We start from the raw sequence: 23,849 nt of genomic DNA on the forward strand, positions 1-23,849 counted from the left end.
ATTTACTGATTGACGCACTAGTATACCAGTGGTAAACTAGACGTAGAGATGTGAAAAGGATAACATCCTATTTCGAACAGATGGATGAAATGTCCTCTCAAATGTTCCGGACTGTATATAAGCACCCCTCATCAGTAAACGTTTAGTTCCGGAACACGATCGGCTTTTATTCATCAGGAAAGTAGAGGTGAACAAATGAAAATGATTTTAAGATGGTTTCCTTTCGGTGACGACAGTGTAACCCTCCAGCAGATCAAGCAGATTCCCGGAGTAACCGGCGTGGCTACATGCCTCCCCAAGATTCCGGTCGGAGAAGTATGGCCTCTGGAAACACTGGAAGAGCTGAAGAAGGAAATCAATGATGCAGGTCTTGAAATGGAAGTCATAGAAAGTGTCAACATTCATGAAGACATCAAGAAGGGCCTGCCGACTCGAGACAGATATATCGATAACTACATCAGTACTTTGGAGAACCTCTCTAATGTAGGCGTCAAGTGCCTTTGCTATAATTTCATGCCGGTCATGGACTGGGCAAGAAGTGATCTGTCTATGGAACTTCCAGACGGAAGCCAGGTGATGGCTTATCGTCATGAAGAAGTGCTTAAGATGAATCCGAAAGTTATGGCGGACGTTATGGCAAAGAAAGCCCGTGGATATTCCCTTCCAGGCTGGGAGCCTGAAAGACTGGATGCCATGGCAAAGGACATCGACTTCTATCAGGATATGTCCCAGGAAACATACTGGGAAAACATGAAATACTTCCTGGATAAAGTCATTCCCTATGCGGAGCAGTACGACATCAAGATGGCCATCCATCCGGATGATCCGCCATGGCCGCTTTACGGATTGCCGAAGGTGATCACAAACAGAGAGAACATCAGAAAGTTTCTTTCACTGAATGAGAGTCCGTATAACGGACTGACACTCTGTACAGGAAGCCTGGGTTCAGATCTGACTAATGATCTTCCGGATATGATCCGAGAATTTGCAGGACAGGGCAGAATACATTTTGCACACATAAGAAACGTCAAGCATCTCAATGAGAAGGACTTCGATGAGTCCGCACACCTCAGCGAATGCGGAGATGTGGATATGTTCGAAGTTGTGAAAGCATACGATGATTCAGATTTTACAGGTTATGTCAGACCGGACCATGGAAGAATGATCTGGGATGAAAAAGCAAGACCAGGCTACGGACTTTACGATAGAGCCCTTGGTGCAAACTATATCCTCGGACTTGCAGAAGCGGTAAGGAAAATGAAAGAACGATACAGATAGCAGGAGAGGAGATGCCACATGGAAATCACAGCCAGGCGCAGCAAAGAGACAGCAAGAGATTATGCCTTTCGGACATTGAGAAAGAATATTGTCATGCTGAAACTTGCTCCCGGTAGTATGGTCAGCGAAAAAGAGCTGGCAGATGAAATGGGGATCTCGAGAACCCCGACAAGAGAAGCCTTGATTGAACTGAGCAAAAGTCATATTGTTGATATCTTTCCTCAAAAAGGAAGCTATATCTCGAAAATCGACTACAGCTTGGTTGATGAGGCAAGATTCATGAGGCTGGTCCTTGAAAACTCAGTTGTGGAACTTGTATGTGATCTTGCAACAGAAGAGGATTTCAGAGAGCTTGAACAGAACATCAGTCTCCAGGAGTTTTTTCTTGAATCTGATTCATTGGGAAAATTCTTCCAGATAGACAATGACTTTCACGAAAAACTTTTTGTCATTGCAAACAAGACGAAAATCTACCACCTGATGGACAGCATGATGATCCATTTCGACAGAGTCAGAATGCTCAGGCTTCACACCAACAGTGAAGTCCAGGAACTTCTGGACGATCATAAGGATATTCTCGCTTCACTGAAAGCAAAGGATAAGGCTCTGGCCGTTACACTTATGACCAAACACCTGTCAAGGTATAAGATCGATGAGGAACTGATCCGAAAAGATCATCCCGATTATTTCATCTAGAATGTCATATTCTATATGACGGTAGAGGCTGTACTGGAACCACCTCATAAGAAATGAGATGAGATTCACGGTATGGATTTCTAATGAAAAATCTGTTCAATCACAAGAAACCTTTTAGGGGGGTGGTGTGCAGACATCAAGAGTCAACATTAATCAGTAACCAATGAATGGTTAAACCCAATCAAAAATATATTATTACAGGGGGACAAAATGAATAAGAAAAAAATTCTAGCAACACTTTCAAGTCTAGTACTGGTCGCTTTCTTCGCAGGATGCGGACTGTCATCACCAGCTGAAACACCAGCTGAAACACCAGCTGAAACACCAGCAGAAGAGCCAGCAGGTGAAGAACCATCATCAGATATGCCAGAAGTTACTTTAGTATATGCTGAAGTTAACCCACTTGACACAATCGTTGGACAGACAGACACAGCTTTCAAAGAAAAGGTAGAAGAACTTTCAGGCGGTAAGATGACAATCGACGTTCAGGCTTCAGGTGTACTTGGATCCGAAAATGACGTCCTTGACACAATGCTTGGCGGCGGCGGAACAATTGATATGTCCCGTATCTCAGCATTCGCACTTACACCATACGGCGGAGAGAAATCAAAGCTTCTTTCCATCCCTTACACATTTGCAGACCGTGAACACTTCTGGAGCTTTGCAACATCAGATCTTGCTCCTGATTTCCTTCTTGAGCCATTCGAAAATGGAACTGGCGTAAGAGGTCTGTTCTATGGAGAAGAAGGTTTCCGTCATTTCTTCACAGTTGATCCAGTAAACACTATCGAAGATTTATCTGGTATGAAACTCAGAGTTTCAAATGACCCAGTTATGAACGGTATGGTAAGCGGTCTTGGTGCATCACCTACAGTCGTTTCATTCGGTGAACTGTACTCAGCTCTACAGACAGGTGTTGTAGACGGAGCAGAGCAGCCAATCGCAAACTACAAGTCAAATGCATTCCAGGAAGTTGCTCCTAACATGATCCTTGACGGACATACACTTGGCGCAATCCAGGTTATCATCACTAATGAAGCTTGGGACAGCCTGACAGAAGAACAGCAGAATATTCTTATGGAAGCTGGTAAGTATGCATCAGAGTTCAACAGAAAGATTTCTGAAGAAGCTGAAAATGAAGTACTGCAGGCACTTAAGGATGATGGAATCAACATCGTTGAAGTAACTGATAAAGCACCTTGGCAGGCAGCTGTTAAAGATGTAGTTACAGAACAGACTAAAGGCTTTGAAGAACTGTATCAGCAGATTCTGGACATGAAATAAATCATACTGATCAGGATGTTAAGACACAGAGGAGTCCATCCTTTGTGTCTTAATTTTTTAACAGAGAGAAGAAGAGCATTGAGATACTCATTTATGGGTCTTCTACCTGTTACAGACAACTAAAGAAAGCCCTCTCTAATTCCGAATTAACTAGGAGGTAAGGTATGCCAAGTATTTTTAGTAAACTCGATAAAATCAAACCGATATATGACAAGATTTATGATTTTGTCCTTTTGGCCTGTAAACTGCTTCTTGTTGCAGATATTCTCATCACTTCAATGGCAGTAGCCGGTCGTTATGTTTCATTTATTCCCGATCCTGCGTGGTCCGAAGAAATTGTCCTTACTGCAATGTCCTATATGGCTGTATTATCAGCAGCACTTGCAATAAGAAAGAACAGTCACATCCGTATGACTGCCTTTGACAAGTATCTGCCTGAAAAAGCAATCATTGTATTAGATATCATTTCTGACTTAGCTGTTTTTGCACTTGCAGTAGTTATGCTTGTAGTAGGATGGAAATATGCGATGCAGATCGGTTCAAGAGGAACCTATGTAAGTATGCCAAGCATTTCCAGATTCTGGATGTACTTCCCGATTCCTCTGGCAGGTATAGCGATGATCATATTCCTGATTGAATCCATGTACAATCATTTCAAAAGATTCTTTATCATAAAGGAGGAGAAGTAAATGAGTCACCAGAATATTGCCATACTGATCCTTCTTGGAAGTTTCTTTGTCATGATCTTCCTGAGATTCCCTATCGCTTATGCAGTTGCGATTTCTTCCATGCTTACACTGCTGTATGAAGGACTGCCACTTACAACCGTTGCACAGCAGATGGTCAAGGGAATCAGTTCCTTCAGTCTCATGGCTGTTCCATTCTTCATCACCATGGGTGTGCTTATGGGTTCAGGTGGAATATCCGAAAAACTCATTGCCCTGGCAAACGGCTTTGTCGGCTGGATGCGTGGTGGACTTGCCATGGTTAACGTTGTTGCATCTTACTTCTTCGGAGGAATTTCAGGTTCTGCAGCAGCAGATACAGCCTCCCTTGGAAGTATCCTTATCCCTATGATGGTTGATGAAGGATACGATGCCGACTTCTCAACTGCAGTCACCATCACTTCATCCGTTGAAGGACTTCTTGTGCCTCCAAGTCATAACATGGTCATCTATGCCACTACAGCAGGCGGTATTTCCGTAGGTAGCCTGTTCCTGGCCGGTTATATTCCTGGTGCGATTCTTGCGGTATCCCTTATGATTATGTCTTACATTATTTCTGTTAAGCGTAACTATCCTAAGGGCGATAAATTCAATGTTAGGGTACTCCTGAAGCAGCTTGCAACTTCCTTCTGGGCACTTGCTGCCGTACTGATCGTTGTCGTCGGCGTTGTCGGCGGTATCTTTACAGCAACTGAGTCCGCAGCAATAGCGGTAATCTATAGTCTGATTGTCAGTGTCTTCATATATAGAGGACTTGACTGGAAGGGTGTCTGGAATGCACTTGGAGAGTGTGTCAACACATTAGCCATCGTTCTGATTCTGATCTCCACCTCCAGTATTTTCGGCTTCATGCTGACAAGACTTCATGTACCGACACTTGCTGCAGAAGCGATTGTAGGACTTACAGACAATCCTATTCTTATTGCACTTCTGCTTAATGCAATCCTTCTTGTACTGGGTATGATCATGGACATGGCTCCGATCATTCTGATTGCAACACCTATACTTCTTCCGATTGCTACATCAATCGGACTTGATCCGATTCAGTTCGGTATTATCGTAGTACTTAACTGCGGTATCGGTCTTCTGACTCCACCAGTCGGAGCGGTGCTGTTCATCGGCTCGGCGGTAAGTAAGCAGCCGATGGAGAAGATTGTTAAAGCCACACTGCCGTTCTATCTCGCGATGATCATCACACTGCTGCTCATCACATTCATTCCGGCAATCAGCTTATGGCTGCCATCACTGTTCAGTTAAGGAGTGTTATGAAGTATCAGTTCAGATATGAGACAAAGGCAAGTGATCTCTGGCAGCTTTCCATGTACGGAATCTATCGTTCCATAGTGGGTATGGTCAATGTCATTTTTACAGGGGCAATGATCGTTCTGATCGCAAAGTACTGGTCTGATGTCAGCTGGATCTATAGGACACTCATGATTGCCGGATTATCGCTTTTCACGGTCATACAGCCGCTTGTCATCTACAATAGAGCAAAGAAACAGCTGAGCGGTATGTCAAGGGATATGGAAATCGGATTCGATGATTATGGTGTTCATGTCAGATCAGGTGTTGAAAAATCGAGTATAAAATGGAAAAATATCAAGGGAATCGCGAAACAGCCTACGCTTGTTATCGTATATTCCACTTCAACCCATGGGTTTATTCTGACCAACAAAGTTTTGGGTAAAGAGAGGGAAGCGTTTTATCGCTATGTCATTTCAAAACTGAAAAGATAAACCGTCAGGTGAAAAAATGGAGTCGTAATTCCTCGAGAAAATGAATTACGGCTCTTTTTCTTTTTGTCACATTATGTTTAATTATTTCAAGACAGAAAGAAGCAGCTCACTGTAAAAATACAGAAGCTGCTTTATCTTTCATCTTTTATTCTACTTCAGGCCGAGAAGCTCCAGATGTTTTGAGATGTGCTCGTCCAGATGCTTCATATAGGATTCATCATGCTCATCCAGTGCCTTGAAGAACCTGTCTCTTAAGATGAAGCTGCCTTTTTCATCCTTGTCCCTCAGGATATATCCGTAGGTGATGTGGAGAAGCTGTCTTGCATCATCGTTTTTGAGATAGCCAGGCAGGTCTTTGTCCGCAACGCTTTCAAGATCTTCTATGTTCGCAAGATTTGTGGTCACATGGTAAAGCTTTGTGGCATCCGTAAATTTTCTTAAAGCATGGAAATGCATGTCGCGGTAAAGCTTCGGATCGTTCTCGGAAATCACTTCAACGGCTTCCAGCCAGTTGGTGCCTGCCGTTTTCACATGGAATCTTCCATGGGTCTCTTCAGCAACAATTGGGAAGATACTGAATTTGTCGCTTCCTGAATGCACACTGATTCTGTAACCGTAATGCTCGGCAATGGCCACATGGCTTCGAATATCTTCTCTGAACTCATCAAGTCCGCCGATATAGTCGATGCCTTTCTGGAATTCGCCGATGAATCTTGGTGCCATGGTGGAGATGACGATTTCTCTGTCACTTAGCTCCCTGGCAATGATGTAATGGGAGATCGGGGAGGTTGGTGTTGAGGTTTCATCGATGGAAATCTCGAAATCAAGGGGCTTCTTATAGCCTGAAATGATTTCTTCGTAGACTTCTTTGATGAAATCGATGGCCGCATAATAGGTCAGCACGTCTCTCATGAGCTGAACCCTGTCGATTTCGAAATTCAGGCTGCCGAAGGATACTGTTTCATTCAGATACTTATCCTCATAATATCTGCGGATGGATTCATCCAGAGCTTCGTATTTATCACCAAGCTCAGCATCGGAAAGATTGAGTATGGTGTTGTCGATTTTCTCTGAAGAATCAAGGGTGATCATGGTTGCGCCAAGATCGAGTTCCTTGAGGATATCCTCTTTGGTCTTCAGATGGTCGCCGTCCGCGCCGTAGCCTTTCTTGTAGCCTTCCTGAAATACTGCATAGGCTGCAGAATCGATGACATCCTCATACTTTCTTGCGGTCATGTCAAGCTCTCGTACACTCTGCTGAGCAAAGATCGGGAATACTTCCGTATTTCTTACCGCTCTGATGTGTCCGGGCGTTGCAAGGCCTAGTCTGTCACCAAGTCCCACGGATGTCCTGTGCTCGGTGTTTGCCACAGGTTCGGTGTAAGGGAAGAATCTGTTGAGAACGAGTCTGTTTTCATGATCTGCCGGGCAGATCTTATATCCGTCCTTTTCATCACCCGATAGCGCATCGTAAAGCTCATCTTTACCTGCCGCGAGAAGATATTTCTCCATGCCGTCTTTGATCAGGACAAGGTTTGTTCTGCCTGCATGCGAGAAGGATCTTGAATATACCTTGATGCCTTCATATTGAGGTCTCAGGGAATTATTGTTCAGGTCAATTACCAGTTCATTATACATTATTCTGCCTCCTGTAATATTCGCTCGAAATGAGCTTTTATCTGACTTTCATACAATTAAATTATACACCATGACACTCGATTTTCGAGGGAAAATGGTTCGGAAAAGGGATAAATTAGCCATTTATTCATATAATGGATCAGATATTCAGGAGCATAAAAAGGGAACCAGTAAATCACATCACAACAAAAGACTTAGCTATGCTAAAAAGGGAGGAAATTATGTTAAAAAATATCAAAGATACACTGGAAAAGAAAAACGGTCATTATAAGGAAAAGGTGCTTCAGTTCGGAGAGGGTAACTTCCTGAGAGCATTCGTAGACTGGATGATCGATGAAGCCAACGACAAAGGACTGTTTGACGGAAGTATCGTTCTTGTTCAGCCCATAAATATGGGTATGGTCAATATGATCAATGACCAGGACGGTTTATATACACTGGTGATGAGAGGTCTTGAGGATGGTCAGAAGACGGAAAAGGTGAAGGCCATCACATCTGTTTCAAGGGGAATCAATCCCTTTGAGGACTATGAAAGCTACATTAAGCTTGCTGAGAGCGAAGATCTGAAGATCATCGTATCCAATACCACAGAAGCGGGTATATCCTATGTGGAAGGAGACCGTTTTGAAGACAAGCTGCCAAAGGCGTTTCCGGCAAAGATTACAAGCTTCCTTCATCATAGGTACACTCATTTCAAAGGTGCCGAGGATAAAGGCATCCTTCTTCTGCCTGTAGAACTCATAGACAACAACGGACCGGAGCTTAAGAGAATCGTCATGCAGTATGCCAAGGAGTGGAACCTTGAGCCTGCATTCATCAGCTGGATGGAGAATAGCTGCACCTTCGCCAATACCCTTGTCGATCGTATCGTAACAGGATATCCAAGAGAAGAAGCTGCAGCGTACAATGAAAAATTCGGCTATGAGGATAATCTCATGGTCACTTCAGAAGTGTTCAACCTTTGGGTAATCGAAGCAGACAAGAAGTATGCTGATCTTCTGCCGATCGCACAGACCAGTGCCAATGTCATCTGGACTGACGATGTCCGTCCCTACAAGAAGAGAAAGGTGAGAATCTTAAATGGTGCACACACCTCTACCGTACTTGCCGCATACCTTTCAGGTTACGACTATGTGGGACAGTTCATCGATGACGCAGACTTCAATGCTTTCCTAAAGTCACTGATCTTTGATGAAGTCATTCCGACCATCGATCTGCCAAAAGGTGAGCTGAAGGAATTTGCGGATGCGGTGTTTGAGCGTTTCGGGAATCCTTACATCAAGCACAGACTTCTTGATATCTCCCTGAATTCTGTTTCAAAGTTTACGGCAAGATGTCTGCCATCACTTCTTGACTATAAGGAAAGAACAGGAAAACTCCCTGAGAGAATGACCTATGCACTAGCTGCACTCCTGAAATTCTACGACATCAGAAAAGATGAGACAGGTTATTTCGGTACAAGAGAGAATAACGACAAGTATCCGGTGAAGGATGATGAGAAGAACCTGGAGTTCTTTGCAGGCATCTGGCAGGAAAAGGATCTTTCAGTACTGGTAAAGGAAACCTTGATGAATGAAAGCCTCTGGCACGAAGACCTGACGAAGGTTGAAGGTCTATATGATGAAGTGCTGAAGCATCTTACAGACATCGTCAGGAACGGAACAAAAGAGAGCCTGAAGAAATTAGGAAAGGAATAGAGAATATGGATAAAGAAAATAAGCTTTTTCTCATCACAGACAAAGACAATGTGGCTGTGGCGCTGAAGGATGTCTCAGAAGGTGAAGAAATTCAGGTAGGGGGACTTCATATTAAAGCGCTTAAGGACATCCCTACAGGACATAAAATCGCTGTAGCTTTAATCAATGAAGGTGAAGACATCATGAAGTACGGCTTCTCCATCGGTAAAGCAAAGACTGCGATACATTCTGGTGAACATGTACATACTCATAATGTGAAGACCGGACTTCATGATCTCATGGAGTATGCCTATTCTCCGAAGAATGAATCCTATACCATCTTCGATGGTCCGGACACATTCATGGGCTACAGAAGAAAAAGCGGCAAAGTGGGTATCCGAAATGAGATGTGGATTGTACCGACTGTCGGCTGCGTCAATGGTGTAGCGGAGCTCATCATAAAGAAGTTCAGGGAAAGAGTGAATCCTGAAGGAATCGATGCCATCGAGGTGTTCAACCATAACTACGGCTGCTCACAGCTTGGCGATGACCATGAGAACACAAAGACCATTCTTGCTGACCTTGTCAGCCATCCTAATGCCGGAGGAGTACTTGTCCTTGGTCTCGGATGCGAAAACAATACCATGGATGAGTTTAAGCTTGCTCTTGGAGAATATGATGAAGACAGAACAAAGTTCATCATCACTCAGCAGGTCGGCAATGAAATCGAAGAAGGAATAAGAGCTCTGACGAGTCTCTATGAGGCGATGAAGAAAGATAGAAGAGTGGAGGTTCCGGTATCGGAGCTTTCCATCGGGCTGAAATGCGGAGGATCTGACGGGTTCTCAGGAATCACTGCAAATCCTCTTCTTGGAAGACTGTCTGACTATATCGTGAGTAAGGGGGGGACAACCATCCTTACAGAGGTTCCTGAAATGTTCGGTGCGGAGACCATCCTCATGGACCGTGCAGAAAGTGATGAGGTCTTTACAAAAATCGTTCACCTCATCAACGACTTCAAGCAGTACTTCATCGACAACAGACAGCCCATCTATGAAAATCCATCACCAGGGAATAAGTCCGGGGGGATTACAACCCTTGAAGATAAGTCTCTGGGATGTACTCAGAAGGGCGGAAGCTCTCTTGTGAGGGACGTGCTTAAATATGGTGAAAAGGTACAGAAGAAAGGCCTTAACCTTCTCAGTGCGCCAGGAAACGACCTTGTCGCGTCCACAGCACTAGGTGCTTCAGGCTGTCATATGGTTCTCTTCACCACCGGACGGGGCACTCCATTCGGCAGTTTCGTTCCAACGGTAAAGATCTCATCAAACTCAAGAATAGCGGAGCTTAAACCTCACTGGATTGATTTCAATGCAGGAAAGATGCTTGATGGACAGCCTTCCGATGAGATGACAAGAGATTTCATCGAGTACGTCATCTCTGTCGCCAGCGGAAAACAGGTAAATAATGAAATATCCGGTTTCAGAGAAATCTCCATATTCAAAACCGGCGTGACGCTGTAGAAGGATTTCTTCAGGGGTCACCATTCAGACTAAATAAGATTAATAAAATTATAAAGATAAAATTCCACTTTGAACGGCCTATTCAAAGTGGAATTTTATTATGTGTTTTTATACTTTATCAGAATTTGCAGTAGACTGTTTTGATGTCTTCGCTCTGCTTCATATAACCGTCACGTTTTGTTGTAAACTTCTTGCCGATAAATTTGATCGTACCGATCTGATTGACTTCAAAAGTGACCCAGTCGTAGCTGTTGTCATTTTCTCTGTTGTAGCCTCCGATCTGATAGCCTTTCATCACCTGAACGCCGCCAGATGTCAGGCCGTAGATGAAGGGTTCAACGATTCTCACCATGCCGTCATAGTCGAATTCTACAATCTCACCATCTCTTATGGCATCGCATATTGTTGTATTCAATTTATTCACCTCGCATTAAATTTTATAGAAATAGAAGTAATATAACTATGCTAAAATAATAGCATCCAATTATGGATTCATTTTAACGAAATGATGAATTGTTTAGTTTGACAAGAGAATATCAATCAAGTAAAATATCTGCATGCAATGTATCTGCAGCTTATGGAGGAATAAAATGTCAATAACAGGTAGAAATACAGGAAATAAAGGGTCCCGGCCGATGCTGAAGAAATGGGATGTCATCGTCATTTCCTTCTTCATCATGATCAGCTTTTTCCCGGCACTTATATTTTACGGGTCCAGCGAGAAAATCGTAGGAGCCAAGGAAATTGTCATCGAAAAAGATGGAAAAGAAATCTACAGAGAATCCATGAAGGAAGAGGATGAATACCTTGTCAGCTTTCCCTTCAGTCACGCGGGAAAGGATTATGAAGGCAATCTGGAAGTGAAAGATGGAGCAGTAAGGCTTAAGAGACTTCCTGAAGAGATCGTTCCGCTGTCTATACATGAGGAGATGGGCTGGATCAGAGATACCCATGAAATCATCGTCGCTCTGCCGATTAAAATGGTGGTAACCGTTGAGAATCAGGCTGAAAGTGAAGTGGACATCATCGTAAAATAACCTCGTAAAATAACCTCAGACAGGAAAGAACATCATGAAGTCTCACGGGAACTGGTGGAATAATCATTTTGTAACATTTATGCAATCTCATGGCCACAACCCTATGCTATACTCTTCATGTCAACAGAAGATAAATTGAAATGGAAGGTGAGAATATGGAATTTTGGTACGGACTTGGATTTATTGTAATTGCAGCTTTACTGATACTGCTCCCAACCAAACTGAGAAAAATGAAGAAAAAGCCTGATGATGATCTCGAGCGTTTTTTTCCGGATAATGAAACAAACAAGGAAGAACCCCTCAGGCATTAAAGAATAATCGAGGAGGTGCTTCATGGAAGAAAATGCAGCCGATAAAAAGAGTGTGTATAAGAGAATATGTGAGACTCCACTATGTAAAATCATGGTGCCCATTCTGGTGATTCTTCTTCTGGGACTCGGTGCCTTCAGCATCATTGATGCATACTATCATACCAAAGGCAAAAACTACGTTGTTCTTGAGCAGAAGGGTGTTGAGATTCAAAGAGTCGCCATCGAACCCGGTAGAAATAAGACGACAGAGGTGCCCATCTGGTATAACGGTCAACAGTACTACTACAGAATTGAAATTGCAGGTGGAGCTGCAAGGCTCATGGATCAGGCTTATGACGAGCGCTATTATGAGTCCTTGTACGGGAGTATATGGATTCATGATCCGTCTGATGTCTATACCTTTGAACCGTTAAAGCTCAAGCTCTACTTTGAATAGACTGCTCAAAAAATATGTGAATTATATGGCCATGCCCAGTTTCAAAAGAACTGGGCATTTCAGCATACTTTTCAAGAAAAAAAGTTCGATCACCATGTGCTGAGCACACAGTCTCTTTTGAAGAGAAAGATTCAGCTCGATCCTCATAAGATAGAGCCCCAATGTCATCATTTCGTTGCTAATATACTTTCTACGAGCCATAATATAGATATAAGAAGACATACGACTCAGATCTAAAAAACCTTATGGGGATGAACCTTATCCCGTGAAACTGTAAAAGAAACTCAGCAAAACGTAAGTAAAAATGGAAAGGACGTTGTTTATGGAAGTTAAGTCCGGTAAAACCAGAAAAATAATGATCATTGTACTTGTAGTTCTTGCAGTCATTCTCTTCCTGTTCACTTTCCTTTATGTCAGGCTTTCCTCAATGAACAAGAGTTTAGCGGACATCATCGAGAATCCGGGGATTATTCTTGCGGATCCGGAGACTCTGGATATTATAGAAGGCACTCCTGGAGACATTGATGAAGACTTCTATTATGAGGTGGAAACACCGCAGAATGAAGGTATCTACAAACAGGTGCCGATTGATGAGGATGTGTTCAATATTCTTATGGTGGGCAGCGACGCAAGACCTGATGATGGTGGAGAGGGACGATCAGACAGTATGATGCTGATCAGCTACAACAGAGAGAATAAGGACATCAAGATCACCTCCTTCATGCGTGATACCTGGGTGGCCATACCGAACCGGGAATGGAACCGCATCAACGCGGCATATGCCATCGGTGGAATCGGTCTTGCCATCAATACGGTAAATATGAACTTCGATCTGGATATCCAGAATTATGCCATCATCGAGTTTGAAGGTCTGAAAAACATTGTGGATGAACTAGGAGGCATCGAGCTTTTTCTTACAACAGCTGAAATCAGAAAAATCAATGCCGCACATCCGGAAAAACGAATCGAGGTGGTAGAAGGAACTTATCTCCTCAACGGCGAACAGGCGCTGACACATGCACGAAACCGTAAGACCGGTGATGGAGATTTCGGTCGAACAAGAAGACAGAGAGATGTCATGATGAGTATTTTAAGCAGAATGAAGAGCTCACTGAATCCCCTCAAACTTACCGGATTCCTGACGGAAACCCTGAAGCACATGGATACCAACATCAAGCCTGATACCATATTCACCCTTGGACTTGAAGTGCTCAGCGGAGGGAAAAGTGAAGTCACCCAGGCACGGGTTCCTTTTGACGACACTTGGAAATACGCCGACAAGAACGGCAGAAGCGTCATTACCATCGATCTGGAAAAGAACACAGACCGTCTCCATGAGTTCCTGTACGAGGATCAGGCAGAGTAGCATACAGAAGTTCACGATGCTTACGCAAAGAGAACAGAATACACATGATTAAGCGTTACAAATGTCAGTAGTTCATAATCATTTATCGAGGTGATGTAAGCGAATGTTTGCACCGCCTCGATTTTTTTTGGGGAAAATGTCGGATTTAAAGGTGATTTTGAATGAACAGCTTTTACTTAAAGAGAATATATATTAATATATATATAGGAAAACATCATTCAAAGAAAAATCAGGAAGCATGAGGTGTAATATGAAATATCTTATAGGTGTTGATCTGGGCGGTACAAAAATCAGTTCAGCCATAAGCGATCTTTCGGGGAATATTCTTTATGAAACAGTTCTGCCTACTCTGGCGAAAGAGGGTGAAGAGGCAGTACTAGGTAGAATCACAGGCTCTATCCTTGAGCTCATGGAACGGGCAGAAGCTTCGGATACGGATGTTGCCTGCATAGGCATCGGAACACCAGGCATCATCATGAAGAAGGAAGGGAGAATCCTTCGTGCCTACAACCTTCCCTTTAAAGACTATGATCTTCTGGGACCCATAAGAGAACGTTTCGGCGTGCCCTGTGTTCTGGAGAACGATGCCAATGCCGCAGCGCTTGGAGAGTATTATTTCGGTAGAGGTGAAGGAAAGAAGGATCTCATCTATGTCACGGTCTCCACGGGCGTGGGGGGCGGCGCAGTAATTGGCGGCAGACTTCTGGAAGGAAGCACAGGCAACGCTTTTGAAGTGGGTCATATGATCATCGACCCTAAGAGCAGTGTCCAGTGCAACTGTGGCCTCTATGGCGACCTTGAAGCTCTCGCTTCGGGAACCGCCATAACAAAGAGAGCGGAAAGTGCTGCTCGTCATGATGATACCTTCCTTAAAGTGTATGAAAGGATCAGCCCGAAAGAGGTCTATGAAGCGTATCTTAAAGGAGATAAGGTGTCTGAAGAGATACTGAGGGAAGCATTCACATACATCGGTGTAGCCTGCGCGAATCTCATCACCCTCTATAACCCTCAGGTGCTGGTTCTTGGCGGAGGGGTATCCACAATAGGGGAGTATTTCTTCAGTATCGTAAAAGAAAGCGCAAAGAGAAGCTGCCTTGATTTTCTTTTTGACGCCTGTGAGATTATGCCTTCCGGACTCGGAAAGGATACCGGGCTTAAAGGTGCGCTTGCTGTTGCCAGAACGGGCATGGAGAATCTATGATGACTCATCAGGAAATAGAATTTTGTACAATATTTTTCGGTTCTGTACTATAATTGAATATGTTGCGTGTTACAAAAATTGAACAGACTCTAAAAGGAAGTTGAGCATAATGGCAGTTACCATGAAACACATAGCTGAACTTTGTCATGTTTCCATTGCTACGGTATCCAAAATCGTTAACGGAAAAGACGATGATATCGGGGAAGAGACAAAGCGGCGTGTGCTTAAGGCAATCAAGGAGCAGGGATATCGAATGAATTCTCTTGCTCAGAGCATGAAGACCAAAAACACAAAGACACTGGGACTGATTATTCCTGATATCAAAAATGCCTATTATACAGACATTTCAAGAGGCGCCGAAGATATGGCGCAAAAGAAGGGATATAGTCTTTTCCTGTGCAACACAGACGATAAAATTGAAAAAGAAATCAGCCAGATCACGAAACTCATGAAGCAGCAGGTGGATGGAATCATCATCATCGCTTCTCTGGAAAGAAATATGAAGCTGGAAGAACACCTGAACATCACCATTCCGTTTGCTGTGCTCAATAAAAGCACAAACTACAAGGACTATTCCGTGAAAGTCGAAGTGAATAACTATATGGGCATGTATGAGGGCGTGAAACATCTTCTGGATCTTGGTCACAGAAGCATCATGTACATTAAGGGAGAGACGACTCTGAATTTCGGAGAAGAAAGACTTTCAGGCTATAGGGATGCACTGGAAGCCTATGGTGTGCCCTTCAGAGAGGATTATGTCGCAACCACCACATTCAACGTCGAGGGCGCTTATCACTATCTGAAAGATCATGGACTGAAGGAAGGCACAACGGCAGTCGTATGCGGGAATGATCTCATGGCCTTCGGTGTCATGAACTGGGCGAAGGAAAACGGCATCGACGTGCCTCATGATCTTTCCATCATAGGATTTGACGACACCATCTTCAGTACCATATCTTCACCGAAGATCACGACCATCACTCAGCACTGCAATGAAGTGGGGGCGATTCTTGTGGAGGAGCTCATCAAGAAAATCGAGTCAGGCAGGGACATTAAAATGACGGTTTCCGTAGATACCGATCTTATCGTGAGAGGGTCTACTTCTACGCCTCAAGGGATATAGCAATAATTAATCCCCGAAGATATAAGAGTAATTATAAATTTATGGAACATAAAGGGGTTTATCATGTTATAATATTCGATGGAATTATATTTTGATGAAAATCCCAGTATAGGCTTTTGGAGGAATTGATGAAGAATAATTTAGTGACTTTGACCGATAATAAATCAGTGGCAGCAGAGGCGTACAGAACTTTAAGGACCAATGTGCAGTTCTCATCCTACGACAAGGAAATGAAAGTCATTACGGTGACCTCTTCAAGACCTGGAGAAGGAAAGTCGACAGTAGCCTGCAACATGGCGATCACCTTTGCCGAAAACGGCAACAGGGTACTTCTTGTTGATGCAGATCTTAGAAGACCGACGGTGCACAAGAAGTTCAAGCTTCCGAATTCAGAAGGGATCGTGAACATCATTCTGGATCACAGCCAGCTTGATGAGATTGTCCATAGAGACGTCACACCGGGCCTTGATATTATTACAAGCGGTGCAATTCCCCCAAATCCGTCAGAACTTCTTGGAAGCAGAAAGAATCAGAAGCTGATTGAGCTCTTCCGGGAAAGGTATGATACCATCATTCTGGATACACCACCGCTGCTTGCCGTAACAGATGCGCAGGTTCTGACAACCATTTCTGACGGGACAATCATTGTCGCTCAGCATGGAGTAACCAAGAAAGATGAAATCATGCAGGCAAAGGATCTTCTGGAAAAAGTCAAAGGAAATATCCTTGGTGTAGTACTCAGTCAGATTCCAATTGATGACAACAGCTACTACTATTACTATTCCTACGAAGAGAAGAAGCCCGCACCTAGAACAGCTAAAAGAACGAGAAAATAAAGTTAATGAGAAGCTGATGAATTATTCACAGCTTCTTCTATTTGACAGCATGATTTATGGAGGATTTAAGAGAGATGGTTGATTTTCATTCTCACATCTTGTTTGGTGTGGATGATGGCAGTGAAAACCTTGAAATGTCGATAAAGATGATAGAGCAGTCCATTAGCGAAGGGGTAAAGATTCTCGCTATGACGCCTCATCATAATCCGGGGATGTACGAGCATGCCATGAACAGCAGGACAGAATATAACGAGAAATTCGACTTTCTCAAAAGAAAATTTGAAGACAGGATAGAAATCATTCCTTCGGTGGAAATCATGATCAGTGAAGGGATTATGGAAGAGCTTGAAAGCGGAAAGCTTTTTGGGTATAACGGATCGAAGACGCTGCTTATCGAATACAATCTTCTGGATTATCCGCAGTATGCGGAAGGCCTCTTCTACAAACTGAAGAAGCTCGGTTATCAGGTGATTCTTGCGCATCCGGAAAGAAATAAGGCCCTGAGAGAGGATCCTGAGGTGCTTTATCATCTTCATGATCTTGGTGTCTTCTTTCAGCTTAATGCAGGAAGTCTTCTTGGTCAGTTTGGAGAGAAGACTGAAACTTTTGCAAGAAAACTTATCGAGAGAAATATGTTCCATGCCATCGGATCTGACGGACATAAAGACAAAAGCCGTGATATGAGAATCAGGCATGCCTATGAAACGGTGAAAGAACTGAATCCGGAGCTTTACGAAAACATCATGGAAAACGGTCCTAAGCTCATTAAAGGGGAAGAAATACAGGTACTTCCAAGTAAACCATGGGCAGATATGGTAAGGGTCAAAAAGAAGAAAAGAAGAAAGAAGAGCATACTTGATCTGTTCAGGTTTTAAAGTATGGAGAATATCCGGAATATGAACCGCACTAAGCCAAGCAGACAGTAAATATTAAAGATAGCAATGAGTTCCATCACTTTGATGGGGCTCATTTTTTTGCCGCATTTTCCATCCAGAGTGATTCCCAGGATATCAGGAGAGGTTGAAGAATGGACAAGAACTTAAGATTGAGATATATAAATTCAATATTATATATAACACTGAGTAATGATATACGATTAAATAACGTAATAATAAATAGAATTAATAATTCTGATATTCTATTCATAAATATCAGTCATTATAATATAATGGAATATGAATCGTGTATATTAGGAGGGGAATATGATCTTAAGGAATAAAAAAATGAAAGCTGTGATTCCGGCACTGATCCTCATTGCAGGACTTGGCCGAATACAGACCGCTTATGCGGATGATCTGATCTACAAGACAACATCAAATCTCAATATGAGGACGGATGCGGGAACATCAAACCGTATACTGCTTACCATACCTAAGGGGAAACAGATCACCTATATCGCTTCAAAGGGCAGCTGGTACCAGGTCACCTATGGGGGAAAGAATGGGTATGTCAGCAGTGAATTTGTCCGAAAAGAGGCGGGAACTGCTGCGACATCAGGGGGAACAGCTTCCACTGAAAATATGGTCAAAACAACAAGTGCACTGAACATCAGATCCGGTCCAGGAGTCGGATATAAGAGAATCGGAAGCATCCCCGCTCAGACGGCTGCTGTTTATCACAGCCAGAAGAACGGATGGTTTGAGATTACCTACGCAGGCAGAAGAGGGTATGTCTCAGGTAAGTATTCAAATGTCGTGCAGACAGTACCGGCTGTGACGCCAGCACCTGCAGAAACCCCGGCGCCTGTACAGAATCCGCCGCCTTCTTTTGGTGCTGTCAGTGCTAAGAAGTACTACACAACGGGTACACTCAACATGAGATCAGGTCCTACCAAAGAATTCAGTATTGTTCAGGTTCTTCCTAAAGGAGCCGAGCTGACCTATCTTGGAGAAGAAGGATGGTACAAAGTCAGCTATAACGGAAAAATAGGATATGCCAGCAACAAATTCGTAAAGGTAGTGGAAACATCTGTTCCTGCTGCACCGGAAGCACCTGTAGCCACCGAACCGGTGACTCCTCCTGTGATTGTAGAGCCCCCAGCACCTGCTGAGAGTACACCTGCTCCGGCACCTGTACCTCAGCCGGTTCCACTACCGGAACCTGTAGCGCCAGCACTGGATAATAAAGGGGTGCTGACACAGACTACAATCTACTACACCACCACGACACTCAATATGAGAACAGGTCCTTCAGCAGCATATGGACTGATTCTTACCTTGCCAAAGGGGGTGCACCTCACAAGTCTTGGCGTGGAAAACGGGTGGCACAAGGTAACCTATAACGGACAGACGGGATACGCATCAGGAAAATACCTTGTGGGGAACACAGTCTACACTGCTGATGGCATCATCGTGGTGAATAAAGGTTTAAAGCTTCCGGATGGGTTCAATCCAGGAGAAAACCCTGAAGCAAGAGCGGCTTTTGGCAGAATGAATCAGGAAGCAGCCAGCTCAGGGATAAAGCTTAATCTATTCTCGGGATATAGATCTTATGCCTATCAGGGAAGCCTCTTTAGCAGTTATGCGAAGCAGGACGGTGTGAATGTTGCAGAAACCTATTCCGCAAGGGCAGGCCATAGCGAACATCAGACAGGAATGACCTTCGATATCGGTGGAACAGACTCGTCCAAATGGACTCAGGCAGTATTTGCCGAGACAAAGGAAGGGAAGTGGCTTGCAGCCAATGCTCCAAAGCATGGCTTTATCCTGAGATACCCTAAGGGCAAGGAAGCCATAACAGGTTACATTTTTGAACCCTGGCATTACAGATATGTCGGAGCTGATCTAGCCATGAAAATCACTGCAAGCGGTCTGACACTTGACGAATACTATAACTGTGTTCATCCGAATTATTAAAGGAATCAGAAGTCACTTGAAAGAGAAGTGATCGATGGGATTTCGTGTTTTTATAGAGAATATCAAAGGTCCCATAGTGATTGCACTTCACTGTGGGACCTTCCAGCATATTTATGAAATCTGAAGAAGATGCTCATTACGCTAAAAATCTGTATAAAGAAAGGAGAGTGAGAAGCAGACTGATCATCTGCTTCTCACTCTCAGTACATAGTGTCTGCTTATCTGATATCGAACTTTTTACCTTCATTTGAGGTGCTGAGTTTTGGGAGGACGATTTTCAGTACTCCATCGATGTAGGAAACATCAGCATGCTCATCGTCGATTCCGTCGATATAGAACCGCCTGTAAACTGTGTCTGTAGTCCTCTCCTGAATCAGATATTTTTCGTTCTGCTCGTCATGCTCTGTCTCGCGCCTGGCTGAAATTGTAAGGTTCTTATCCTCGTATTGAACGCTGATTTCTTCTTTTTTAAAACCGGGGAGATCTGCAAGGAGCACATAGTTTTTATCATTCTCTGTGATGTCCACTTTTATGAGCTTACGTTTGGGCATTTCAGGATAGTCCCAGTTCAGACCGGTCATGAATTCCTCAAAAGGCATCATGCCCTTATTTGAAAATCTGTTTCTCATCATTAAACCTCCTTAGGTTTCTTTCACCACGCCATGTTCTGTATGGTTTTATTGTATCGCGAACCATGAGGGAGGTAAAAATCTCATTTCCGATCAAAGCGAAGCTTCAAAGAGGAATTCCACGCATAGTGGATGCGGTAGAAGACTGTGAACCTCTATAACCCTTAAAGGTCTACTGGTGGCAGATTCACCATATTTAAGTTTAGTCATAAATTGTTTACCAATAAGACAGACCTGCATTAACAAATCTGGGTTATACTTTATAAGGAGCATATTTTTATCCGGAATACAGAAATGGAGGTGCAGGGAATTGCTTGAAATAATCGCTACGACACTTATGGATGCAGTGACCATCGAGAAAAATGGTGGAGAAAGAATAGAGCTTGTTTCAGCGCTGTCCGAGGGCGGTTTAACGCCAAGCTACGGACTGGTAAAGCAGGTGATCTGTTCCGTTACGATTCCTGTCAATGTGATGATCAGACCCCATAGCACCTCCTTTCAGTATTCAAGAGAAGAGATCGAGATCATGAAGGAAGATGCCAGAATGTTCAATGAGCTGGGGGTGAAACATGTGGTCCTTGGAGTACTTGATTATCAGGGACTGCCCAATATGGATGACATCAGCTACATTCTCGACGACACAAATCTTACCGCGACTTTTCACAGAGCGATCGATGAAAGCTCTGATCTCAGTGCTTCACTGCAGCTTCTTACCTCCAATAAAAGGATCACCCATGTTCTGACTTCGGGAGGACCAGGAAAGGCGGAGGATAATCTCTTTAAAATCAAGGAGCTTATAAGAGAATCGGAAGATCTCACCCTCATCATCGCAAGTGGGATCCATGCAGGAAACATCAGCGCCATACAGAATGAAGTCGACTTCGTTTTTGAAAATGAAGAGGATGGTCTGAAGGATTATGATATCCATGTGGGTACCGGAGTGAGAACCGGTAAAAGCGAACTGCCAGTCTCCCCCGAAGAAGTTAGGCAGATCGCCGCGCTCTATAAAAATCATCGAGTCGTCATTTAGAAGTGCCTGATCAAACAAATAATCCGAGCATTTTGTGCTAGAATATAAGTATATATAAAAGAGCAATCAATAAACAGAAACGTAGAAATCAGGAGGATAAGAATCAATGAAGTATTTTATCGATACAGCAAATGTGGAAGAAATCAGAAAGGCTGCGGAGCTTGGCATCATCGATGGCGTGACCACGAATCCATCGCTCATAGCAAAAGAAGGAAGAATATTTGAAGAAGTCATCAAAGAAATCACGGATATCGTTGATGGACCCATCAGTGCTGAAGTGGTATCAGTCGATGCTGAAGGTATGCTAAGAGAAGCGGAAGAGCTCATCAAGATTCATGAAAATATCGTCATCAAGGTACCTATGACTGCAGAAGGGTTGAAGGCGACTTCAAAGCTCAGTAAGAAAGGTGTGCATGTCAATGTGACACTGGTCTTCTCGGCAACACAGGCGCTTGCAGCAGCTAAAGCCGGTGCATCCTATGTCTCTCCATTTGTGGGCAGACTGGATGATATCGGGCTTGACGGTATGGAGCTTATTGAAGAAATCATGTATATCTTCAAGACATATGGTATCCGTGCTGAAGTCATTGCGGCTTCCATCAGAAACAGAAACCACCTGACTCAGGCGGCAATGGCAGGTGCGGACATTGCAACGATACCTTTTAAGGTGATCATGGATTCACTGGTTCACCCGCTCACTGATCAGGGAATAGAAAAGTTCCTTAAAGACTGGGAAAGCACAAAGAAGTAACTTTAAAGAAACATAGGGCAGGAGTATACCAATAGGGATATTCTTGCCTTTTCCATAACATCAAAATATATTGCAACAGACAGAGGAGGTATGAAATGAGTATACAGCTGATTTTACTAAGACACGGCATAGCAGAACAAAATTCTGAGGATGGAACAGACTTCAACCGGAAACTGACGAAAGAAGGAATTGAAAAACTGACAGGAAGACTGCCTAATCTGAAGTCAAAGCTTCAGTATCCTGATAATGCCGAGATCTGGACAAGTCCCTTATTAAGGGCAAAGGAAACTGCGGAGATACTATCGGACAGTCTGGGAATTGATGAGATCAGGTACTACGACTTTGTTGCAGAAGGCAGCTACGATGAGTTTCTCACTATGGTGAATCTCGCAGAAGAGGACAGAACGATTTTCGTTGTAGGTCACCAGCCTTATCTTGGCGACTGGTCCTATGAGCTGTCGAAGAAAAGCATTCCGTTCAAGAAAGGTGCTGCAGCATCATTCACCATAGAAAGTGTGAGCCAGGATGGTATAAAGAATAAGGAAATCGATTTTGACTGGTATCTTGAACCGAAGGAAATGGAAAGAATTGATGAAGATCAGGAAGAAACGGATTAATATCGATCACGCTTAAAGTCCATGAAGTCAAAGAAACCTGCGCACTTACGCAGGTTTCTTTATATGGGCATTTTTTCATGAGTTCACACTCTCTGATCTTCGTCTTAAAACCATATTTCCTTTTACGATGTTCTACTTGAGAAACATATCATAGACCAGTTTTGTGAAGACCACAAAGGACATGATGAGAAAAATGGGCTTGATGAACTTTGCTCCGTTTCTAATGGCAAGCTTGGTCCCTACAAGTGAGCCCAGGACCATGAAGACAGCTATGGGTACTCCGATGAGATAGTCGATCTTGCCGTTGATGGCAAATGCAATGAGGGATGTGAAATTGGAAGTGAAGTTGATGAGCTTGGCATTTCCTGAAGCGTTGGTAAAATCGAATTTCAGGAACTTGATGAAGATGAATATGAGGAACGATCCTGTTCCAGGTCCGAAGAATCCATCATAGAAGCCCAGTGCAAATCCGACCAGTGAAACAAAGATGACTTTCTTTGTGGTGATGACAGTGAACGAATTGACCTTACCAAGATCCTTCTTGGAGAAGGTATAGAGCCCTACAACAAGAATGGCTACACTGACTAACGGGTAAAGAAAATCCTGCGGGATCTTCAGTACGGAATATACACCAAGCACTGCACCAAGAGCGGTCATGGGCACAGCCATGCGAAGCAGCCTAAAGTTCACTTTGCTCGATCGGGCATATCCCGTTGTTGAGATAAATGAACCCATGGTGGCCGCGAACTTATTGGTGCCCAGGGTGAAATGAGGTGGAATACCGGCAAGAAGATATGCAGGTATGGTGACAAGGCCACCGCCCCCTGCAACGGAGTCTACAAATGCGCCGACAAAACCGGCAAGACAAAGAAAAATAAGTTTTAAATCCATAATCATCCTCTTTACTGATATTATAATTGCCGTCATGCATCCATCTAAATGTTTACAGGAAGCATAACGCTATTAATTATAGCACAGGATAGAATCTGTGGAAGTGGAAATGGAAACAAGAATTATGAATTCTGATACAGATAAAATCAGGGTATACGAAGAAGGGGATGTTTATGGATAAAGTATATTGAGCTAAATAATAATTCCATT

24 protein-coding genes are annotated in these 23,849 nt (G+C 43.5%); 20 read left to right on the forward strand and 4 right to left on the reverse strand.

What is annotated here, in order from left to right:
- The first annotated feature begins 195 nt into the window (after positions 1-195).
- The 6 genes from uxuA (at position 196) to RTX25_RS07625 (ending at position 5,719) form a co-directional block, all read left to right on the forward strand.
- Positions 196-1,278 (forward strand): mannonate dehydratase, encoded by a 1,083-nt coding sequence (gene uxuA, locus RTX25_RS07600; RefSeq protein ID WP_312652362.1) that lies wholly within the window; start codon positions 196-198, stop codon positions 1,276-1,278.
- A gap of 18 nt (positions 1,279-1,296) precedes the next feature.
- Complete coding sequence (locus tag RTX25_RS07605) at positions 1,297-1,974, forward strand: GntR family transcriptional regulator (protein WP_312652364.1); 678 nt, start codon at positions 1,297-1,299, stop codon at positions 1,972-1,974.
- Positions 1,975-2,184: 210 nt separating this feature from the next.
- On the forward strand, positions 2,185-3,258 hold the full coding sequence (locus RTX25_RS07610; RefSeq protein WP_312652366.1) for a TRAP transporter substrate-binding protein: 1,074 nt from the start codon (positions 2,185-2,187) through the stop codon (positions 3,256-3,258).
- Positions 3,259-3,422: 164 nt separating this feature from the next.
- The gene (locus RTX25_RS07615; protein WP_312652367.1) at positions 3,423-3,947 is read left to right on the forward strand and encodes a TRAP transporter small permease; all 525 of its coding nucleotides are present in this window, start codon (positions 3,423-3,425) and stop codon (positions 3,945-3,947) included.
- Positions 3,948-5,240, forward strand: coding sequence for a TRAP transporter large permease (locus RTX25_RS07620; RefSeq protein ID WP_312652369.1), 1,293 nt, complete (start codon positions 3,948-3,950; stop codon positions 5,238-5,240).
- Positions 5,241-5,248: 8 nt separating this feature from the next.
- Positions 5,249-5,719, forward strand: a complete 471-nt coding sequence (locus tag RTX25_RS07625; RefSeq protein ID WP_312652371.1) for a YcxB family protein — start codon at positions 5,249-5,251, stop codon at positions 5,717-5,719.
- Positions 5,720-5,869: 150 nt separating this feature from the next.
- Here the strand turns inward: RTX25_RS07625 and RTX25_RS07630 are convergent, their stop codons facing one another.
- On the reverse strand, positions 5,870-7,357 hold the full coding sequence (locus RTX25_RS07630) for a tagaturonate epimerase family protein (protein ID WP_312652373.1): 1,488 nt from the start codon (positions 7,355-7,357) through the stop codon (positions 5,870-5,872).
- Positions 7,358-7,578: 221 nt separating this feature from the next.
- Between RTX25_RS07630 and RTX25_RS07635 the strand changes: the two genes are divergently transcribed.
- Together RTX25_RS07635 and RTX25_RS07640 are read left to right on the forward strand one after the other, a co-directional pair.
- On the forward strand, positions 7,579-9,054 hold the full coding sequence (locus tag RTX25_RS07635) for a tagaturonate reductase (protein WP_312652375.1): 1,476 nt from the start codon (positions 7,579-7,581) through the stop codon (positions 9,052-9,054).
- A gap of 5 nt (positions 9,055-9,059) precedes the next feature.
- On the forward strand, positions 9,060-10,556 hold the full coding sequence (locus tag RTX25_RS07640) for an altronate dehydratase family protein (RefSeq protein WP_312652377.1): 1,497 nt from the start codon (positions 9,060-9,062) through the stop codon (positions 10,554-10,556).
- A gap of 118 nt (positions 10,557-10,674) precedes the next feature.
- On the opposite strand, the gene RTX25_RS07645 is transcribed toward RTX25_RS07640, so the two are convergent.
- Positions 10,675-10,971 (reverse strand): hypothetical protein, encoded by a 297-nt coding sequence (locus tag RTX25_RS07645; protein ID WP_312652378.1) that lies wholly within the window; start codon positions 10,969-10,971, stop codon positions 10,675-10,677.
- 175 nt (positions 10,972-11,146) lie between these two features.
- On the opposite strand from RTX25_RS07645, the gene RTX25_RS07650 reads away from it, so the two are divergent.
- From RTX25_RS07650 to RTX25_RS07690, 9 genes are all read left to right on the forward strand, one after another.
- Complete coding sequence (locus RTX25_RS07650) at positions 11,147-11,593, forward strand: NusG domain II-containing protein (protein ID WP_312652380.1); 447 nt, start codon at positions 11,147-11,149, stop codon at positions 11,591-11,593.
- Positions 11,594-11,748: 155 nt separating this feature from the next.
- A complete protein-coding gene (locus RTX25_RS07655; protein WP_312652382.1) occupies positions 11,749-11,904 on the forward strand; it encodes a hypothetical protein in 156 nt (51 codons plus the stop codon).
- A 22-nt stretch (positions 11,905-11,926) separates the two neighbouring features.
- Positions 11,927-12,340: a hypothetical protein gene (locus RTX25_RS07660; protein WP_312652384.1), complete on the forward strand. Its 414-nt coding sequence runs from the start codon at positions 11,927-11,929 to the stop codon at positions 12,338-12,340.
- Between the two features lie 322 nt (positions 12,341-12,662).
- The gene (locus tag RTX25_RS07665; RefSeq protein ID WP_312652386.1) at positions 12,663-13,706 is read left to right on the forward strand and encodes an LCP family protein; all 1,044 of its coding nucleotides are present in this window, start codon (positions 12,663-12,665) and stop codon (positions 13,704-13,706) included.
- A 250-nt stretch (positions 13,707-13,956) separates the two neighbouring features.
- On the forward strand, positions 13,957-14,907 hold the full coding sequence (locus tag RTX25_RS07670; RefSeq protein WP_312652388.1) for an ROK family protein: 951 nt from the start codon (positions 13,957-13,959) through the stop codon (positions 14,905-14,907).
- Between the two features lie 109 nt (positions 14,908-15,016).
- On the forward strand, positions 15,017-16,030 hold the full coding sequence (locus tag RTX25_RS07675; RefSeq protein ID WP_312652390.1) for a LacI family DNA-binding transcriptional regulator: 1,014 nt from the start codon (positions 15,017-15,019) through the stop codon (positions 16,028-16,030).
- 128 nt (positions 16,031-16,158) lie between these two features.
- Positions 16,159-16,866 (forward strand): CpsD/CapB family tyrosine-protein kinase, encoded by a 708-nt coding sequence (locus RTX25_RS07680; RefSeq protein ID WP_312652392.1) that lies wholly within the window; start codon positions 16,159-16,161, stop codon positions 16,864-16,866.
- 74 nt (positions 16,867-16,940) lie between these two features.
- Positions 16,941-17,741, forward strand: a complete 801-nt coding sequence (locus tag RTX25_RS07685; protein WP_312652394.1) for a CpsB/CapC family capsule biosynthesis tyrosine phosphatase — start codon at positions 16,941-16,943, stop codon at positions 17,739-17,741.
- 327 nt (positions 17,742-18,068) lie between these two features.
- Entirely contained in the window at positions 18,069-19,721 is a 1,653-nt protein-coding gene (locus RTX25_RS07690; RefSeq protein ID WP_312652396.1) for an SH3 domain-containing protein, read from the forward strand.
- A 218-nt stretch (positions 19,722-19,939) separates the two neighbouring features.
- Here the strand turns inward: RTX25_RS07690 and RTX25_RS07695 are convergent, their stop codons facing one another.
- On the reverse strand, positions 19,940-20,350 hold the full coding sequence (locus RTX25_RS07695; protein ID WP_312652398.1) for an Hsp20/alpha crystallin family protein: 411 nt from the start codon (positions 20,348-20,350) through the stop codon (positions 19,940-19,942).
- A gap of 310 nt (positions 20,351-20,660) precedes the next feature.
- Here RTX25_RS07695 and RTX25_RS07700 point away from each other — a divergent pair, with 310 nt between their 5' ends.
- The 3 genes from RTX25_RS07700 to RTX25_RS07710 all read left to right on the forward strand — a co-directional run bounded on the left by RTX25_RS07700 (position 20,661) and on the right by RTX25_RS07710 (position 22,748).
- Entirely contained in the window at positions 20,661-21,380 is a 720-nt protein-coding gene (locus RTX25_RS07700; RefSeq protein ID WP_312652400.1) for a copper homeostasis protein CutC, read from the forward strand.
- 106 nt (positions 21,381-21,486) lie between these two features.
- Positions 21,487-22,131 (forward strand): fructose-6-phosphate aldolase, encoded by a 645-nt coding sequence (fsa, locus tag RTX25_RS07705; RefSeq protein WP_312652402.1) that lies wholly within the window; start codon positions 21,487-21,489, stop codon positions 22,129-22,131.
- A 95-nt stretch (positions 22,132-22,226) separates the two neighbouring features.
- The gene (locus RTX25_RS07710) at positions 22,227-22,748 is read left to right on the forward strand and encodes a histidine phosphatase family protein (protein WP_312652404.1); all 522 of its coding nucleotides are present in this window, start codon (positions 22,227-22,229) and stop codon (positions 22,746-22,748) included.
- 132 nt (positions 22,749-22,880) lie between these two features.
- On the opposite strand, the gene RTX25_RS07715 is transcribed toward RTX25_RS07710, so the two are convergent.
- On the reverse strand, positions 22,881-23,639 hold the full coding sequence (locus tag RTX25_RS07715; RefSeq protein ID WP_312652406.1) for a TSUP family transporter: 759 nt from the start codon (positions 23,637-23,639) through the stop codon (positions 22,881-22,883).
- Positions 23,640-23,849: the final 210 nt, after the last annotated feature.

Origin of the sequence: Proteiniclasticum sp., assembly GCF_032054185.1 — a bacterium.
Taxonomy (GTDB): domain Bacteria; phylum Bacillota; class Clostridia; order Clostridiales; family Clostridiaceae; genus Proteiniclasticum.

Excerpts from the sequence above, each read along its gene's own strand:
- RTX25_RS07660 (WP_312652384.1), top strand. The coding sequence starts at position 11,927 with ATGGAAGAAAATGCAGCCGATAAAAAGAGTGTGTATAAGAGAATATGT.
- RTX25_RS07695 (WP_312652398.1), bottom strand. The coding sequence starts at position 20,350 with ATGAGAAACAGATTTTCAAATAAGGGCATGATGCCTTTTGAGGAATTC.
- uxuA (WP_312652362.1), top strand. The coding sequence starts at position 196 with ATGAAAATGATTTTAAGATGGTTTCCTTTCGGTGACGACAGTGTAACC.
- RTX25_RS07650 (WP_312652380.1), top strand. The coding sequence starts at position 11,147 with ATGTCAATAACAGGTAGAAATACAGGAAATAAAGGGTCCCGGCCGATG.
- RTX25_RS07630 (WP_312652373.1), bottom strand. The coding sequence starts at position 7,357 with ATGTATAATGAACTGGTAATTGACCTGAACAATAATTCCCTGAGACCT.
- RTX25_RS07635 (WP_312652375.1), top strand. The coding sequence starts at position 7,579 with ATGTTAAAAAATATCAAAGATACACTGGAAAAGAAAAACGGTCATTAT.
- RTX25_RS07615 (WP_312652367.1), top strand. The coding sequence starts at position 3,423 with ATGCCAAGTATTTTTAGTAAACTCGATAAAATCAAACCGATATATGAC.
- RTX25_RS07690 (WP_312652396.1), top strand. The coding sequence starts at position 18,069 with ATGATCTTAAGGAATAAAAAAATGAAAGCTGTGATTCCGGCACTGATC.
- RTX25_RS07620 (WP_312652369.1), top strand. The coding sequence starts at position 3,948 with ATGAGTCACCAGAATATTGCCATACTGATCCTTCTTGGAAGTTTCTTT.
- RTX25_RS07610 (WP_312652366.1), top strand. The coding sequence starts at position 2,185 with ATGAATAAGAAAAAAATTCTAGCAACACTTTCAAGTCTAGTACTGGTC.
- RTX25_RS07640 (WP_312652377.1), top strand. The coding sequence starts at position 9,060 with ATGGATAAAGAAAATAAGCTTTTTCTCATCACAGACAAAGACAATGTG.
- RTX25_RS07670 (WP_312652388.1), top strand. The coding sequence starts at position 13,957 with ATGAAATATCTTATAGGTGTTGATCTGGGCGGTACAAAAATCAGTTCA.
- RTX25_RS07715 (WP_312652406.1), bottom strand. The coding sequence starts at position 23,639 with ATGGATTTAAAACTTATTTTTCTTTGTCTTGCCGGTTTTGTCGGCGCA.
- RTX25_RS07665 (WP_312652386.1), top strand. The coding sequence starts at position 12,663 with ATGGAAGTTAAGTCCGGTAAAACCAGAAAAATAATGATCATTGTACTT.
- RTX25_RS07680 (WP_312652392.1), top strand. The coding sequence starts at position 16,159 with ATGAAGAATAATTTAGTGACTTTGACCGATAATAAATCAGTGGCAGCA.
- RTX25_RS07625 (WP_312652371.1), top strand. The coding sequence starts at position 5,249 with ATGAAGTATCAGTTCAGATATGAGACAAAGGCAAGTGATCTCTGGCAG.
- RTX25_RS07655 (WP_312652382.1), top strand. The coding sequence starts at position 11,749 with ATGGAATTTTGGTACGGACTTGGATTTATTGTAATTGCAGCTTTACTG.
- RTX25_RS07685 (WP_312652394.1), top strand. The coding sequence starts at position 16,941 with ATGGTTGATTTTCATTCTCACATCTTGTTTGGTGTGGATGATGGCAGT.
- RTX25_RS07605 (WP_312652364.1), top strand. The coding sequence starts at position 1,297 with ATGGAAATCACAGCCAGGCGCAGCAAAGAGACAGCAAGAGATTATGCC.
- fsa (WP_312652402.1), top strand. The coding sequence starts at position 21,487 with ATGAAGTATTTTATCGATACAGCAAATGTGGAAGAAATCAGAAAGGCT.
- RTX25_RS07675 (WP_312652390.1), top strand. The coding sequence starts at position 15,017 with ATGGCAGTTACCATGAAACACATAGCTGAACTTTGTCATGTTTCCATT.
- RTX25_RS07710 (WP_312652404.1), top strand. The coding sequence starts at position 22,227 with ATGAGTATACAGCTGATTTTACTAAGACACGGCATAGCAGAACAAAAT.